Source organism: Marinobacter sp. C7 (assembly GCF_022343555.1).
Taxonomy (GTDB): domain Bacteria; phylum Pseudomonadota; class Gammaproteobacteria; order Pseudomonadales; family Oleiphilaceae; genus Marinobacter.
The window spans coordinates 514,068-529,966 of sequence record NZ_JAKQZH010000001.1 but is presented as its reverse complement, the minus strand read 5'-3'; the positions used below and the strand labels follow the sequence as shown (position 1 = coordinate 529,966).

Sequence of the window (15,899 nt, the reverse complement as noted above, 5' to 3'; positions counted from 1 at the left end):
CTGAAATGATATTCCTATGTCTTCGGAAGCACGCTCAGGTGCGTTTGCCCCTGAAACGGCTGCGCCGGCATTGCCTGCGTGGCCGAATCGTCTCCCACGCACGACCTAAACACTGTCAGGAGTCACTATGTACAAAAAGAAACTCATACTCTCCGCCGCCCTGGCCTCGTCATTGCTGGTTGCCAACCCAACGGTCCTGGCCCACGGCGGTTCTGCGGACTATCTGCCGATATCGCAGGCCCTCAGTTCTTCAGGAGCCAGTTTCGAGCTCAACAAGGACAAAAGCGAACTGCTGATTGTCTCGGGGGACGCAAAAATCAGGGTGCCCCTGGGCGAAACCCGGGCTTTCTACAACGGTGACGTTATTGAACTGTCAGCCCCTGCCAAACTGCATGAGGGTGAGGTACTCGTAGAACGCAACTTTGCACACGACCTGTTTGCGAATCGGGTTTCCCAGAATGTTGCCATTGGTGATAAGGCCCATCCGCTGGACCCATTAACCGCGGAAGAAATCACCAGAGCCGCGAGTGCAGTCAAGAACTCCAAGCACTGGACCGACACGACCCGCTTCACACAAATACGGCTTGCCGAGCCCAGCAAAGACAAAGTCTGGGAATGGGCGTTCGGGGAAAGCCACGATTTTTCCCGTCAGGCCATTTTTACCGTCGTCGATGGCAGGAAGGTGTTCGAAGGCACTGTTGATCTGGGCTCCGAATCCGTTATCAGCTGGGAACACATTGAAGGTGCCCACGGCATGGTGACCTTCGATGACTTTCTCGCTGTCCAGGAGATTGTTTCAAACAGCGAGGCCTATAAACAAGCATTGAAAAAACGCGGCATCGACAGCGTGGAAAACGTCGTCGCGACCCCGCTTACTGTCGGCTATTTCGGGGGGGACGATGGCCTTGAGCACGAGCTAAAGCTGTTGAAAGTGGTCTCCTACCTTGACGTCGGTGACGGTAACTACTGGGCGCACCCCATCGAGAATCTCGTAGCCGTGGTAGACCTGGAAAAACAGAGCATTCTCAAGATTGAAGACGACGGCGTCATCCCGGTACCGATGGCGCCCCGCCCCTACGACGGCCGCAATCAGGAAAAGATAGCGGATGTAAAGCCGTTGATGGTGGTGCAGCCGGAAGGCTCCAACGTCTCCATGTCCGGCAATACCATTCAGTGGCAGAACTGGGACTTCCATCTCAAGCTGAATTCCCGTGTCGGCCCCGTCATTTCGACACTGACCTATAACGACAACGGCGAAAAGCGGAAAATCATGTACGAGGGATCACTGGGTGGCATGATCGTGCCTTACGGCGATCCTGACGTTGGCTGGTACTTCAAGTCCTATCTCGACTCCGGCGACTACGGAATGGGGAACCTTACCTCTCCCCTGGAAGCCGGCGTCGATGCCCCCAATAACGCCACACTGCTGCCGGCCACCCTGGTCGACAACGGCGGCGAGCCCTTTACCATTCCGAACGCGGTCGCTGTCTTCGAGCGCTACGCAGGCCCGGAATTCAAGCACACGGAAATGCTGGGCAGCAGCCCGGGCAATGAAAGCCGCGAACGAAGGGAGCTGGTTGTACGCTGGGTGAGCACCATCGGCAACTACGACTATATGTTCGACTGGGTTTTCATGGCCAATGGCAACATCAGGCTGACCGTGGGAGCGTCGGGCATTGAGGCGGTCAAAGCCGTGAAGTCCCGTACGGTTCACGACGAAACCGCCGAAGAAGATACCCGCTACGGCACCCTGATCGACCACAACATCGTGGGTACCACCCACCAGCACATCTACAACTTCCGCCTGGACCTGGATGTTGATGGTGCCCGGAACAGTCTCAGGGAAATTGATCCCGTTGTCGCCGAGAACACCGCCGGCGGACCGCGCAAGAGCGTCATGATCACCAATGAGCGGGTCGTGGCCACAGAACAGGAGGCGGTCCAGAAGTTCGATCCGTCAACCGTCCGCCTGATGACAAACCCCAATAAAGAAAACCGCATGGGCTATCCGGTTGGCTATCAGCTCATACCGTTTGCAGGCGGCACTCACCCCATCGCCAAGGGCGCGTTATTCAGTGAGGACGAGTGGCTGTTCAAGCGTGTCAACTTCATGGATAAGCAGATCTGGGTCACGCAATACAAGCCCGAGGAACGGTTTCCGGAAGGCGAATACCCGAACCGGGCCAAAACCGATACCGGCCTGAAAACCTTCGTCGCGGATAACGAGTCCATCGAGAACGTCGATACCGTGCTCTGGATGACCACCGGTGCGACTCACGTAGCCCGAGCGGAGGAGTGGCCCATCATGCCGACCGAGTACGTCCACTCGATGCTGAAACCCTGGAACTTCTTTGACCAGACACCAACCCTGAATCTTCCCGACCGCCAGAAGCCGGAGAACTGATTCGCACGGAACGAGGGACCTTTCAGGCAGGGAAGCCTCGCCACAAACTCAGAAACACGGGAATCAGGAAAAATGAAAAACAAGCATTCTGTAAAAAGCATTCTCTGTCTGGCCGTGGCCGGACTGTCGGCCCCCGCTTCGGCCTATAACCTTTATGACCAGGACGGAACCGAGCTGAACGCCGATCTGGAAGCGGTTCTGGGTGTTTTTTCGAGCCAGGAAACCTACAACCTTGGCGCCAAATCGTCTGCCGGTGAATCAGAGTGGCAGGAGGGCTACATCAAATACGGGCTCTCTGGAAGCCAGGGGATCGGCTCGGACAGCCGTGTCTATGGAGCCGTCAACCTGGTGTCATCCGGCACCTGGGGTGACGGCGATGCCGGAGGCATCACCTCGGGCAACGAACGGGAAACCGCACTGGAGGATGCCTACCTTGGCTGGCGTTCGGGCAACCTGGTTCCGGCGCTTGGTGAGGACGGTCTCGATCTGTCATTCGGGCGCCAGCAATTTGCCATTGGCGATGGCTTCCTTATCAATAGCGATGCCCTGAACTTTGGCGATGCTCTCAATGGCCCGGGCCTGGACTTTGATCGTGGGGGCGCCTATTGGCTCGCTGCCCGCAAGGCATTTGACCGGACCGCGATTGCCCGTATCGGAGGTTCGGAGGGACTTCGCGCCGAGCTGTTCTGGCTGGCCTCCGACAACAAAGCGCAAGCGGAGATGGAGCTGGCAGGCGTCAACGCCGAGTATGTGATCCCTGAGGGCACGTTTGGCCTGGCGTATATCGAAGGGCTGGATGTCGATGACACCTTCGCGCCCATACTTGGATACGGCTCACGAGACGGACAACAGACCACAAGCGTTCGCTACCAGGGCAATGCAGGCATCGAAAACCTGTTCCTTTCCGGTGAGTTCGTCAACCAGGAGGCCGGAGAAGGCTCTGATGAGAATGCCAAGGCCTGGTACGCCGAGGCTGGCTGGACCTTCAGTGATGTAACCTGGTCACCCAGTGTCAATTATCGCTATTCGAGCTTCGATGAAGGCTTCGACCCGCTGTTCTTCGGCTTCAACCGCGGCTACGGCACCTGGTTCCAGGGTGAGGTCGCTGCCAACTACGCAGGCCCGTTCAATTCCGATGCCACCGTGCACCACGTCGGCCTGAAGGCAACTCCGTCAGAAACGCTCAGTCTCGGAGCGCTGTTCTTTGACTTCCGCGACACCGCAGGCGGTAGCGGCGGCCTGGACGCTCAGGAGGTCAACTTATACGCCGAATGGGTAGCCGCGCCGCACCTGATTATCAGTCCTCTGTTGGGATTCTATATGCCCGACAACAGCGCCGCCGAGGGTGGCAGCCAGATCGGGAGTGATACAACCAATACCTATGGCCAGATCATTGCCATTGTTCCGTTCTGACCCGTGTCATCAGCCTACTAAACAAAAGCGGCCCACGGACACAGCCGTGGGCCGCTGCAACGGGTGTCCCGCCCGACTCCAACGAATACTCTCAGGAGAGCATTGTCATGCAAACCTACAGCAATCTGGTGAACGGAAAACCGGTTGAGGCCACCGATCACCAGGAAATTTTCAACCCTGCAACAGGCGATTCTCTGGGGCTGGCGCCCCTCAGCAGCGAACAGGACGTAAACGACGCCGTCATGGCTGCGCGCAACGCACAGAAGGAATGGGCCCGGGTCAGTGATCGGGAGCGACAGGAAACCGTGGCCCGGGTGGCCAAGGTGCTCGAGGATAATGCAGCCTATCTGGCCGAGCTGATAACCCGGGAGCAGGGCAAACCTTTGTCCGGTCCGGGCTCGCGCTTCGAGATGCAGGCATGCGTGGGCTGGACACAGGTGCCGGCAGCACTGGCACTGCCCCCGGAAACTGTCCACGAGGACGAAGAGCGCAAGGACGTATTGCACCGGGTGCCATTGGGTGTGGTGGCCGCAATTGCACCGTGGAACTGGCCACTGATGATTGCCATATGGCAAATCATTCCTGCCATCCGCATGGGCAATACGGTGGTCCTGAAACCGTCCGAATACACCCCCATCGCAACCCTGGAAATGGTTCGGCTGATCAATCAGGTTCTGCCACCGGGGGTGCTGAACACCATCTCCGGGGACGGCCGCATCGGGGCCGCGCTCACCAGCCATCCGGACATTGACAAGATCATGTTCACCGGCAGCGAGGCGACCGGCCGGCGCATTATCGAGGCTTCCTCGCAAAACCTCGCGCCGATCACCCTGGAACTTGGTGGCAATGACCCCGCCATTGTGGCCCCCGGCACTGATGCCAATGCCATCGCGGAGGGCCTTTTCTGGGGCGCCTTCCTGAACATGGGGCAAACCTGCGCCTGTATCAAGCGGTTGTACGTTCACGAAAATGACTATGACCCGGTGGTTACCGCGCTCAGCGACCTTGCCCGCCATATGCCGATTGGCGATGGCATGGACGAGAGCAACCTGATCGGTCCGCTTCAGAACGAGATGCAGTTCAAGAAGGTGAAAGAACTGGTCGACGATGCGCGCGCCAATGGATGCGAGGTTATGGAATTCGGCGATGTCCCTGACACCGGTTACTTCCTGCCCGTGACCCTGGTGGGCGACATCCGGGATGGCCAAAGGCTGGTGGATGAGGAGCAGTTCGGCCCCGCCCTGCCCATTGTCCGTTACCGGGACTTGGACGAAGCGGTCGATTCCGCCAACCGCCTGTCGGCTGGCCTCGGCGCCTCGGTCTGGGCCAACACTCCGGAGGAGGCGGAGCCGATCGCCCTGAGGGTTGAGGCCGGAACCGTCTGGATCAACCAGCACGGCGCCATCCATCCCATGGTGCCCTTTGGCGGCAATAAGGCCTCCGGGTATGGAGTGGAGTTTGGTCTGGAAGGGTTGAAAGCGGTCACACAGCCCAGGGTCATCAGCGTGAAAAAATGACGCGCCGATGATTCCATGATCTCTGGCGGCCCGCCGCATGCGTCATCGGGCGGGCCTCCCTGTCAAGAAAGACAGTCCTGGCAGAAGCTGGATGGCGTTACACCGAAGTGTTGCCTGAAAGCCGTGGAAAATGCACTGGGGCTGGCAAAGCCGAAACGGTACCCGACTTCAGTCAGGTTCACCTTGCCCTTCGACGCTTTCAGGTACTCGGCGCACATCTCCAGACGCTGGGTTTTGATATACCCCGACACAGTCAGCGAACGTGCGGAAAACGCCCGATAGAGGCCACGAACCGAGGTCCCGGTGGTGCTCGCCACCATACGTGCGCTCAGCTCTGACTCACCGATGTTCTCCCGGATAAAAGAAGCAGCCTGCAGGAAGACCCGCTCACCGGGACTGTGCTCCCCCACACTGCGAATAACCGAGGGTTTGATCAGCATAATCAGCGAGTCAATGATGGCGGCGCCCTCTTCCTCATCAAGACTGTCGTAATTGGCTGCTCCGCCAATCAATAAGTTGGCGACACGGGCGATGTGGCTGTCGGAGGGAATCCGGACACCAAGCTCAATTCCCGACAGGTTCAGGGTTCGCTCGATGATCGGACGAGGCAGGATGAGAGAAATCTGCTCGGATTCGTTGTCATAGGTAAAGCTGAATGGGAGCGCCGAATCTACCAGAACAATATCACCGGCCCGGAGAATGGACCCGTTCCCCGCCTGCTCAACGCGCGACGTTCCCCGAAGCTGGAAAACGCAGAAGAACTCAGGGGTGACACACCGACGGATTTCGCTTCGACCACGAACCAGCTGTGCCCCGCGGATGGTAACGCGGGACATATCCAGGGCACTGGATCCCATCTTGCTTATGTTTCCGCAGAATTCCTGCTTGAGGGGTTCTGCCGAAAACGGTCCACAGATCTGATTTACATCGCTGATCCAGCGGTCAAAACCTGCCGTTGAGAACGAGTTTCCAAGCATTACTTGTCCACCGAAATCGGCTTTTATGATTATTTGAGAAGAGATTGGCCAGTTCCTTCGTATATGTCAAGCGCCCGTAGAGAGCAGGACGGAGGGCACCCAGCATCAATTTCGACACATTTATCTGGATTATCTACTGTTTTTTTGAATCGTATAACACCTGCCATAGAATCGATTTCCTACCGCTAATAATCCCAACAAGAGTTGACCCTGTAGCAGCTCCAGGGTTTTTACTGTGAGTAACTGAAGAAAGGAGAAACTCATGGCCTGCAGTTGCTCGGCTCCCGAACCCAAATCCCCTGCCCCGGGGTTTCGAAAGGCGCTCTGGATTGCCCTGTGGGTGAATCTCGCCATGTTCCTGGTGGAGGGTATTGCCAGTATCCAATCCGGCTCGGTCTCGCTGATGGCCGACGCCATCGACTTCTTTGGCGACAGCGCGAACTACATCCTGTCCCTGAGCGTGCTGTCCATGGGCATGCTCTGGCGTGGCCGGGCAGCGATGGTGAAAGGCCTGACGATGGCGGCATTCGGGCTGGTGGTCTGGGCCCGTGCCATCTGGGTGGCGCAGAGTGGAATCACGCCTGAACCAATGACCATGGGGGCCGTTGGCCTGCTGGCATTGGTCGCCAACGTGAGCGTGGCCGCCATGCTGTTCCGGTTCCGGGAAGGGGACTCGGACATGCGCTCGGTGTGGCTATGCAGCCGCAATGACGCCATCAGCAATATCGCCGTGATGGGCGCGGCACTGGGCGTCTTCGGAACCGGCACGGCCTGGCCGGACCTGGCAGTGGCTGCGGTCATGGGCAGCCTCGCCGTCACCGCCGGGGTCAGTGTGGTTCGTCACGCCCGCAGGGACATCGCAGAAGCCCGGGCCGGCAGTGTGGAACCGGTGGTCAGTGGCTCCTCGTCCGGTTCCCGTTAGAACGCGATGGCAATCATGACCGGGATGAACGCCAGCGCGAACAGCGTGGTGAGCAGCACCGTGCCCGCCGCCTGCCGTGGCGAGATATCCAGCAGCGTGGCGATGACCACGGTATTGGCGGCGATGGGGGTGATGGAAATCAGAAACATTGCGTGATGCACTGCGGTGTCGTAGATACCCAGAAAGTTCGCATCCAGCCACCAGAACAGGATCGCCACCAGCGGCCAGACCACGAACTTGCCGAAGAAGGCAAGGCCGGTGAAACGGATATTGCCGGCCAGCCCCCGGAACGAAGTGATGCTCATGCCGATGATCATCATGCCGAGCACGCTGTAGGCGCCACGCAGATTGTCGAACAGGGGCACAAACAGATCCGGTATCCGGATTCCGGACAGATTCAGTGCCACCGCTGCCAGAAATGCGTAAACCGAAGGCAGCCTTACCACCCGCATCAGTGCATCCCTGAGATCGTATCGACCGCGCGCCGCGAGATAGAACCCCACCGAATTCTCGAACAACGTGGTACCGAGCATGCACACGATGTAAAGGCCGAGACCCTCTTCGCCGAACAGCAGCAGTGCCACCGGCACGCCGAAATAACCGGTATTTCCCGAGCCCACACACAGGGGGATGATGCTGGCGCTGCCATCCGTAATCACCCTTTTTGCCAGTTTCAGCTGGACCAGGCCGAGGACGGATGAAAGACCGAAGACCAGAAACGGGAGCAGGATTACTTCGGGCGAGAGCGGTGCCGCCATCACCCCGGAAAACACCACCGACGGTGTGACGATATAAAGCATGATCCCGGCGATATGTTTGCCACTGGCTTGCAGGTAGCGACCGGAGACCCAGCCCAGCACAACCGTGACATACAAAGGAATCAGCTTCAGAAATAACGCCAGCGCAGCCGCCATTGAAGACTCCGTACAACAGCAAGGGTGAAAGTCAGGGCGCGAAGTCTATCACCTACCCCCACAGAGGTAACTCCCCGGCGCAATAGTGTGAGATCTGGTAATGCTTGATAATCATCAACAGCATTCCAGATGCATCTTTATATCCTAGTGCTGTAGTCAGGTATTCCACAAAGACCAAGGAGAGAGACCGATGGCCGAACGCTTTACCAAAAGCATGGCCAGGAACATCTACCTGGGAGGCAGTGCCTTCTTCGTATTGCTGTTCCTGGCCCTGACTTTTGACACTCAATCCCGGGCCATGCCCGAACGGGATAACCGGGACCAGCTTACCGAGCAGGTTGTCCGGGGCAAACATGTCTGGGAGAACAACAACTGTGTCGGTTGCCATTCCCTGATGGGCGAAGGCGCCTATTTCGCACCGGAACTGGCCAATGTGTTCGACCGCCGGGGCGGCGGTGACTCCGAGGTCTTCAAGGCCTACATGAACGCCTGGATGAATGCCATGCCCACCAACGTGCCGGGCCGCCGGCAGATGCCGCAGTTCAACCTGACCGACCAGGAAATCGAGGATCTGGCGGCGTTCCTGGAGTGGACGTCCAAGATCGACGATAACGGCTGGCCACCCAACATTGAAGGCTGAGGGAGCAGAAACGACATGAAATACGAATCCCAACGGGTCGCCATGCCCTACTTCATCTTTGCCCTGATCCTGTTTGCCGGCCAGATCGTGTTCGGCCTGGTGTTGGGCCTGCAGTACGTAGTGGGAGACTTCCTGTTCCCGGAAATTCCTTTTAACGTCGCGCGGATGGTACATACCAACCTGCTGATAGTCTGGCTGCTGTTCGGCTTCATGGGCGCCACCTATTATCTGGTGCCCGAGGAAGCCCAGACCGAACTCTACAGCCCACTGCTGGCCTGGATCCTGTTCTGGGTGTTTGCCGTCGCCGGCACGCTGACCATCCTCGGTTACCTGTTCGTGGACTATGCCACACTGGCCGATGTCACCATGAACAAGCTGCTACCCACCATGGGCCGGGAATTCCTCGAACAGCCTACCATCACCAAGATAGGCATAGCGCTGGTGGTAGTCGGCTTCCTGTTCAATATCCTGATGACCGCCCTGAAGGGCCGCAAAACTGTCGTCAATATCGTGCTGATCACTGGCCTGATTGGTCTGGCGGTACTATGGCTGTTCTCCTTCTACAACCCCGGCAACCTGACCCTGGACAAGTACTTCTGGTGGTTTGTGGTACACCTGTGGGTGGAAGGCGTCTGGGAGCTGATCATGGGTGCCATCCTGGCCTACGTGCTGATCAAGATCACCGGCGTCGACCGCGAAGTGATCGAGAAGTGGCTGTATGTGATCATCGCCATGGCCCTGATCACCGGCATCATCGGCACCGGCCACCACTTCTTCTGGATCGGGCCGCCCGAGTACTGGCTGTGGCTGGGTTCGGTGTTCTCCGCCCTGGAGCCGCTGCCCTTCTTCATGATGGTGCTGTTCGCCTTCAACATGATCAACCGCCGCCGGCGTAACCACCCGAACAAGGCCGCCATGCTCTGGGCCATGGGCACCGCGGTGATGGCGTTCCTGGGCGCGGGCGTGTGGGGCTTCCTACATACGCTGGCCCCGGTGAACTACTACACCCACGGCAGCCAGATTACCGCGGCCCACGGCCATATGGCTTTCTACGGCGCCTACGTGATGATCGTGCTGACCATCATTTCCTACGCCATGCCGATCATGCGCGGCCGCCCGTATGGCAACAGCAATACCGCCCAGGTGCTTGAGATGTGGGGTTTCTGGCTGATGACCATCTCCATGGTGTTCATCACCCTGTTCCTGACCGGGGCCGGCATCCTGCAAATCTGGCTGCAACGGATTCCCGAGAGCGGTGAGGCACTGTCGTTCATGGCGACCCAGGACAACATCGCCCTGTTCTACTGGATGCGGCTGGTAGCCGGGTGCTTCTTCCTGGCCGGGCTGATCGTGTACTTCGGCAGTTTCTTCATCAAGGGTCAGGCGTCCCCGTCTGAAGAAGTCCGCGGTCCCGCCACCGCAGACGCGTAAACCCACCCCTGAGCGGGGTTGCCGACCGCCCGGCAACCCCGCCAACCCCGGACACCGACCGTGCAAGCACCAGCGACCAATCCCAGGGACACACTGCAGAGGAACCGACTGATCACTCGGGCCGGTTTCTTTGCCCTGTTCCTGCTTGCGCCGGTTCTCAACCTGTTCCGTTACGACCTGACCGAAACCCGCTTTATTCTCTTCGGGTTTCCGTTGTCCTTTAACCTGAACCTCGACTGGGTCACCCAGAGCTCGCCGGCGGACGTGGCCGGGCAGATCCTGTTCTGGTTCATCCTCCCCATCCTGGTGCTGGTCCCTCTTGTACTGTGGATCGCGTGGAAATGGGGACGCATTTACTGTGGCTGGCTGTGCCCCCACTTTTCAGTCGTGGAAACCGTCAACCATCTGATGACCCGTATCACCGGCCGCCCCACCCTGTGGGAAGCCCTCAAGCGAGGCCGGCGCGGCAAGGTCATCCATTGGGCAGGGCTGACGCTGGTCTGTGGATTGATCGGCTTTTCCTGGGCACTGGCAATGTTGTCTTACCTTCTGCCGCCGATTCCGCTCTACACCGACCTCGTAACCGGCAACCTGTCGTTCTATCCCTCGGTGTTCCTGGCGGTGGCCACCACCGTGTTCACGCTGGACTTCCTGTTTGCAAGGCACCTGTTCTGCAAATATGGCTGTGCCTTCGGGGTGGTGCAGAGTATCGCCTGGATGACCAACGGTCGCGGCCGTATGGTGACCTTCGACACAACCCGCGCCGCCGCCTGCCGGGACTGCACCAAAGCCTGTGACGAAGCCTGCCCCATGCGGCTGCCGACCCGCAGTCACAAGCGGGCCAAATTCACCTGCACCCAGTGCCTGCAATGCGTGAGCGCCTGTCGCGAGGTGCAGAAAGACAATCCCGAGGGCAGCCTGCTGCACTGGGAGCCAGGCGAGCCCAACCGCCAGACCGTACTGATCCCGGTACACCAGCTGGACAGCGAACCGACCGGGCGCCGGCGCTGACAAGGAGCAAGCAATGGAAGAATGGGTTGGCTACAAATGGCATGAATACATCACCCGCCAGGCACTGGGGGAGTTTCCGGAGCATGCCGTCCATCTGAAAGACGAAGCCCGTCACCTGGGCATTCTGTTCCGTGCGCTCGGCGGTGATCCGGCCCTGAGCCTGGTCACCGCCGAGCCCCGGCATTTCCGCTTGCGGCGGAGGTTCCTGCACAAGCTGGCCGGAACCCACCGGAAATTCGAACTGGCCTGGCGGGACGATCAGAATCTCCGGCTGCCAGAGCGAATCGCACTGTTCCCGTCGAGGGACCTGAACCGGGATCTGTACCTGTGGCTCGCAGCGCTGGCCGCCTCGCCGGAACCGGAGGACACCGACTGGTTCACGGCCAACCAGACGATGGTTCAGGACGTTCTGGCACGCTGGCCGGGACTTGAGCGAATCTATCAGCGCCTGGTCAGCCATTCCCTGCAATGGCGACCGCACCCGGATGAGCTACCGCCCCAGGAGGCCACGCGCGAGGAATCCATACGCCAGGCGTTGATTCACCCGGGCAGCGTTACCCGAATTCCGGCAGCCGCTACCGACCCCTGGCCCGTCATCCTGTGGCTCTACCCGTCACTGAATCAGGGCCCCGCCAACGGCCAGGTCATTGGCGATGACAATACCCAGTCCAGCCCCGGCGGCCTGGCCAAGAAGCGCAAGCGCCGCCAGGCGGAACGGGTCGAGGGATTCGACCGGGACCAGGGCCTGATGATTTTCCGTCTGGAAAGCCTGTTCTCCTGGACCGAGTTCATTCCCGTGGACCGGGCCGGCGACGACACCGAGGAGGAAGATGCCGAATCCGTAGCCGATGATATGGACATGATCTCCGTGTCCAACGACCGGCGCGAGACGTCCTCATCCATCAAGTTCGATCTGGATCTGCCCTCGGAAGAAAATGACGACCTGCGGCTGGGGCCCGGCATTCACCTGCCCGAGTGGGACTGGCGAAGCCAGAGCTATCGGGAAAAATTCTGCTGCCTGCAGCCCATGCTGGCTCAGGACGCCGAGCCGGCCGAGCTACCCGAACCCCTGCGGCGACCCGCCAAACACCTGCAACGGCAATTCAGCGCGCTGAAACCGCTCAAGCAATGGCAGAAGCGGCAGGTGGAGGGCGAGGAGCTGGATCTCGATGCCTGCCTCGAGCGGGAGGTCCAGAACCGCCAGCGCCAGGGCGCCATCGACCAGAAGCTGTTCCGTCGCTGCCAGCAGAGCCAGCGGGATCTGGCCTGCCTGGTGTTGGCCGACGTGTCCCTCTCGACAGAAACCTACATCAACAACCACCAGCGCGTGATCGATGTGGCGCGGGACGGTCTGCAACTGCTCAGCGAAGCGCTGCAGGCCAGCCGCGATCCGTTCGCCCTGTTCGCCTTTTCTTCCCGGCGCCGGGATCATGTACGCTTCCATCACCTCAAAGGCTTCGATGAGGCCTACACCGCCACCATCCGAGGCCGCATCCAGGCGCTTGAGCCGGGCTACTACACCCGCATGGGCACGGCCATCCGGCAGGCGACCCGGCTGCTGCAGGCCCGCCCGGAGCACCAGAAAATCCTGCTGTTACTCACCGACGGCAAGCCCAATGACCTTGATCTGTACGAGGGACGCTACGGCGTGGAAGACACCCGCATGGCGGTGCAGGAAGCCCATAAAGCCGGCCTGACCCCCTTCTGCGTCACCATCGACGACGAGGCCAGCGAATACCTGCCCTACGTGTTCGGCAGCAACCACTACGTGGTGATCCGGGACCCGGCCCAGCTGCCGCTGCAGTTGCCCAAACTCTATCTCAACCTGACCCGATGACCGTGAACGAGCTGACTGCAACCAGGACCAGGCACCTGCCCGGCGACCTCGCCGTGTGGATGTTCATCTTTGCCGAGCTGGCGGTATTCGGCATTCTGTTCATCGGCTTCACCGTGGCCCGTAGCCTTGATCCGGGCACCTTCCACGCCGGCCGCGAGGCGCTGCACCCGTTGATCGGCCTGCTCAATACCGTGGCGCTGATCACCGCCAGCTACCTGGTGGCGACGGCCGTGCATCGGCTCCGTCACGGCAAACGGGGAACCCGGCTGGGACTCTGGCTCGCGCTGGCCGCTTCCAGCGTCTACACCATCGGCAAGCTCTGGGAGTACGCCGATCTGTATGGCCAGGGTTACAACCTCGGCACCGATACCTTTTTCATGTTTTATTTCTTCCTGACCTTTTTCCACTTCATGCACGTGCTGCTGGGGCAGATCGTCCTCGCTGTCCTGGCGGTGAAAGTCGGTAACGGCGACTACGACGGCACCGACATGAACAGCATGGAGTCCGGCGCTTCCTACTGGCATATGGTGGATCTGGTGTGGCTGGTGCTGTTTCCGATGGTTTATGTGCTGGCGTGAGGAGGGACTGACGTGCTGACAATCTACCTGGCCCTGATGATTTGCACCGCGTTGCCGGTGATCGCCCTGCAAACCGGGCTCGGGCCGGAGCTCCTGGCCTGGCTGGTGTTTGCCCTGGTGCTCATCAAAGCGATGTTACTGGTGGACCACTTCATGGAAATGCGAAAGGCCCCGAGGGGCTGGCGCCTCGCCGCCCAGGCCTGGGCGCCGGTGGTGGTGGCGGTGATTGCGGGGTTTCATGCGGCGGCCTAGGGGCGTTTCGGGCGTGAAGGTGGGGTCAGATGAAAGCTTTCATCTGACCCCGGGGCTTTGCGGTAAGTCAGGGTGGCGGCCGGCATGAACTTGGGGTCAGATGAAAGCCTTCATCTGACCCCGTCCTGGGCGCTGCCACGGAGCTGAATTGTGAACCTGGGGTCAGAAGAAAGTGTTCTTCTGACCCCGTCTTAGCGGACCTACAGCCACCTGGCCGGAAACAACGGCCGCTTGTCCGCCATCGCCTGCGCCAACGCCACCATCCCCCACAGCACAAAGCCCGTGTGCAGCACGATCGCCCACACCAGGCCAAAGCTCCAGAAGTGCCCGGTGTTACCCAGGGTCAGCCAGGCCACGCCCACGCCGGTGCTGATCAACACCGCGCCGACGACGGACATGACCACGGCGGCCCGGGCATGGGCCCGGCGCAGCGGATGGTCGCCCTCACTGTGAAGATACAGCCACACCAGCACAGCAAACCCGATCACCGGAATCGCCAGCAGGTTCAGCAGATACCAGATTACCGGGATGACCGCTCCGCTAGCGGCTTTCTCCCGGCCGCCCGAATACCGCATACACCACCTCCATCAGTGCTGCCACCGTGGCTTCATCGTCCGACAGCGGTTCGATCATGCCAGCCCGCACCGCATCCAGTGGCGGCAGGCCGGCCTTGATCATCATCGCCGTGTGAATGAGCAGGCGCGTGGATGCCGCCTCCTCCAGATCGTGATCCTTCAGGTTCCTGAGCGCCGCCGCCAGGCTCACCAGCTGCTTGGCGAGGTCCCGGTCGCAACCGGCCTCTTCAACGACGATGGTCTGCTCGTCAGTCTCGGACGGATAGTCGAATCGCAGCGAGACGAAGCGCTGACGGGTGCTCGGTTTCATGCCCTTGAGCAGACTCTGGTACCCCGGATTATAGGACACCACCAGCATGAACCCGGGCGCTGCCTGCAGCAGTTCACCGGTACGCTCGATAGGCAGCTCGCGGCGATCGTCCGCCAGCGGGTGAAGCACCACCGTGGTGTCCTTCCGGGCTTCAACCACTTCGTCCAGGTAGCAGATACCCCCTTCGCGGACGGCCCGGGTGAGCGGGCCGTCCTGCCAGTAGGTACCATCGGGGCCGATCAGATGCCGCCCCACCAGGTCCGCCGCGGTCAGGTCATCGTGACAGGCCACGGTGTACACAGGCCGACCCAGCTGTTCTGCCATGTGGCGGACAAATCGGGTCTTGCCGCAGCCGGTGGGGCCCTTGATCAGTACAGGCAGGCCGTTGTCGGCCGCGGCCCGGAACAGTTCGATCTCATTGCCAACCGGTTGATAAAACGTCATTGGGAAACTTCCTCTGAATTCAGGCGCTCAGGCCTGGCAAAACCATGAACCCATTCGGGAAAAACCATAAAAATCTGGCGATCACCACGCCGGGTGAGTCCCGCCAGGACCTCTTCACAAGCCAGAGCAGACCGGTTCCAGCCCGCCCCCCGATACCATCCGCCGGCCCGGACAGGGTTACCCGCCCAGGTAACCACCAGGCCATTGTTCTCCAGCATCGGCTCCACAAAACCCACCTCGGTTACCGCCGCATGCGTGTTGTTGTGGAGCAGCAGGCCCAGTGCCGAGCTGTAGTCGCCCGCTTCATACAGTTGCTCGCGGGCCGGCCTTACGCCCACTTCCGCCAAAGCGGCCAGAGGTAAGCGAGCCCCCAGCGGATCGGGGCCCGCCACCGTCGCGAGGTCCCGCCCCGCCAACTCGGTGATTGAGCCAACTCCGGCGGTTCGGCGGGTCACCCAGGCCGGGCGTGGCGGATCGCCGTTCCGGTTGCTGGCCACCAGCACCGCCTCGATTGCTGTTTCGCCAATCCGGAATTCAAGCACGGCGTCCGGCTCCGCCTCACCGAACTGCACCGTTGCCTCACAGCCACCTTCGGCCAGCTGTCTGGTTAACCGGTACCCGGCCACATCCGTCACCTCCGTGACCGACTGGATGCTTATCCGCATCTCAGACAG

At 60.2% G+C, this 15,899-nt stretch carries 15 protein-coding genes; 10 read left to right on the top strand and 5 right to left on the bottom strand.

Going from position 1 to position 15,899, the window contains the following annotated elements; all coding sequences use genetic code 11:
- The first annotated feature begins 127 nt into the window (after positions 1 to 127).
- From MD273_RS02415 to MD273_RS02405, 3 genes are all read left to right on the top strand, one after another.
- Positions 128 to 2,404, top strand: a complete 2,277-nt coding sequence (locus MD273_RS02415) for a copper amine oxidase (protein ID WP_239036170.1) — start codon at positions 128 to 130, stop codon at positions 2,402 to 2,404.
- Positions 2,405 to 2,476: 72 nt separating this feature from the next.
- Complete coding sequence (locus tag MD273_RS02410) at positions 2,477 to 3,817, top strand: alginate export family protein (RefSeq protein WP_239036169.1); 1,341 nt, start codon at positions 2,477 to 2,479, stop codon at positions 3,815 to 3,817.
- 107 nt (positions 3,818 to 3,924) lie between these two features.
- Positions 3,925 to 5,334 (top strand): aldehyde dehydrogenase family protein, encoded by a 1,410-nt coding sequence (locus tag MD273_RS02405; protein ID WP_239036168.1) that lies wholly within the window; start codon positions 3,925 to 3,927, stop codon positions 5,332 to 5,334.
- A 62-nt stretch (positions 5,335 to 5,396) separates the two neighbouring features.
- Here MD273_RS02405 and feaR read toward each other — a convergent pair whose 3' ends face one another.
- Positions 5,397 to 6,311 carry a transcriptional regulator FeaR gene (gene feaR, locus MD273_RS02400; protein WP_239036167.1) on the bottom strand — a complete coding sequence of 305 codons (915 nt, stop codon included), beginning with the start codon at positions 6,309 to 6,311 and terminating at the stop codon, positions 5,397 to 5,399.
- Between the two features lie 262 nt (positions 6,312 to 6,573).
- Between feaR and MD273_RS02395 the strand changes: the two genes are divergently transcribed.
- Positions 6,574 to 7,233, top strand: a complete 660-nt coding sequence (locus MD273_RS02395; RefSeq protein ID WP_239036166.1) for a cation diffusion facilitator family transporter — start codon at positions 6,574 to 6,576, stop codon at positions 7,231 to 7,233.
- On the opposite strand, the gene MD273_RS02390 is transcribed toward MD273_RS02395, so the two are convergent.
- Positions 7,230 to 8,147, bottom strand: a complete 918-nt coding sequence (locus MD273_RS02390; RefSeq protein ID WP_239036165.1) for an AEC family transporter — start codon at positions 8,145 to 8,147, stop codon at positions 7,230 to 7,232. The two genes, MD273_RS02395 and MD273_RS02390, sit on opposite strands and share 4 nt — an antisense overlap.
- Before the next feature lie 190 nt (positions 8,148 to 8,337).
- Here MD273_RS02390 and MD273_RS02385 point away from each other — a divergent pair, with 190 nt between their 5' ends.
- Genes MD273_RS02385 through MD273_RS02360 form a run of 6 tightly spaced genes read left to right on the top strand, consistent with a single transcriptional unit; the run spans position 8,338 to position 13,896 of the window.
- Positions 8,338 to 8,787: a c-type cytochrome gene (locus MD273_RS02385; RefSeq protein WP_239036164.1), complete on the top strand. Its 450-nt coding sequence runs from the start codon at positions 8,338 to 8,340 to the stop codon at positions 8,785 to 8,787.
- 15 nt (positions 8,788 to 8,802) lie between these two features.
- On the top strand, positions 8,803 to 10,218 hold the full coding sequence (locus MD273_RS02380) for a cbb3-type cytochrome c oxidase subunit I (protein ID WP_239036163.1): 1,416 nt from the start codon (positions 8,803 to 8,805) through the stop codon (positions 10,216 to 10,218).
- A 60-nt stretch (positions 10,219 to 10,278) separates the two neighbouring features.
- Positions 10,279 to 11,229 (top strand): 4Fe-4S binding protein, encoded by a 951-nt coding sequence (locus MD273_RS02375; RefSeq protein ID WP_239036162.1) that lies wholly within the window; start codon positions 10,279 to 10,281, stop codon positions 11,227 to 11,229.
- A gap of 13 nt (positions 11,230 to 11,242) precedes the next feature.
- The gene (locus tag MD273_RS02370; protein ID WP_239036161.1) at positions 11,243 to 13,066 is read left to right on the top strand and encodes a nitric oxide reductase activation protein NorD; all 1,824 of its coding nucleotides are present in this window, start codon (positions 11,243 to 11,245) and stop codon (positions 13,064 to 13,066) included.
- A gap of 2 nt (positions 13,067 to 13,068) precedes the next feature.
- On the top strand, positions 13,069 to 13,644 hold the full coding sequence (locus tag MD273_RS02365; protein WP_239036160.1) for a cytochrome c oxidase subunit 3: 576 nt from the start codon (positions 13,069 to 13,071) through the stop codon (positions 13,642 to 13,644).
- Positions 13,645 to 13,656: 12 nt separating this feature from the next.
- Complete coding sequence (locus tag MD273_RS02360; RefSeq protein ID WP_239036159.1) at positions 13,657 to 13,896, top strand: cytochrome C oxidase subunit IV family protein; 240 nt, start codon at positions 13,657 to 13,659, stop codon at positions 13,894 to 13,896.
- Positions 13,897 to 14,096: 200 nt separating this feature from the next.
- Here MD273_RS02360 and MD273_RS02355 read toward each other — a convergent pair whose 3' ends face one another.
- Genes MD273_RS02355 through MD273_RS02345 form a run of 3 tightly spaced genes read right to left on the bottom strand, consistent with a single transcriptional unit; the run spans position 14,097 to position 15,890 of the window.
- Entirely contained in the window at positions 14,097 to 14,471 is a 375-nt protein-coding gene (locus MD273_RS02355) for a hypothetical protein (RefSeq protein WP_239036158.1), read from the bottom strand.
- On the bottom strand, positions 14,437 to 15,225 hold the full coding sequence (locus MD273_RS02350) for a CbbQ/NirQ/NorQ/GpvN family protein (protein ID WP_239036157.1): 789 nt from the start codon (positions 15,223 to 15,225) through the stop codon (positions 14,437 to 14,439). The genes MD273_RS02355 and MD273_RS02350 overlap by 35 nt, the downstream gene beginning before the upstream one ends.
- A complete protein-coding gene (locus MD273_RS02345) occupies positions 15,222 to 15,890 on the bottom strand; it encodes a PhnD/SsuA/transferrin family substrate-binding protein (protein ID WP_239036156.1) in 669 nt (222 codons plus the stop codon). The genes MD273_RS02350 and MD273_RS02345 overlap by 4 nt, the downstream gene beginning before the upstream one ends.
- Positions 15,891 to 15,899: the final 9 nt, after the last annotated feature.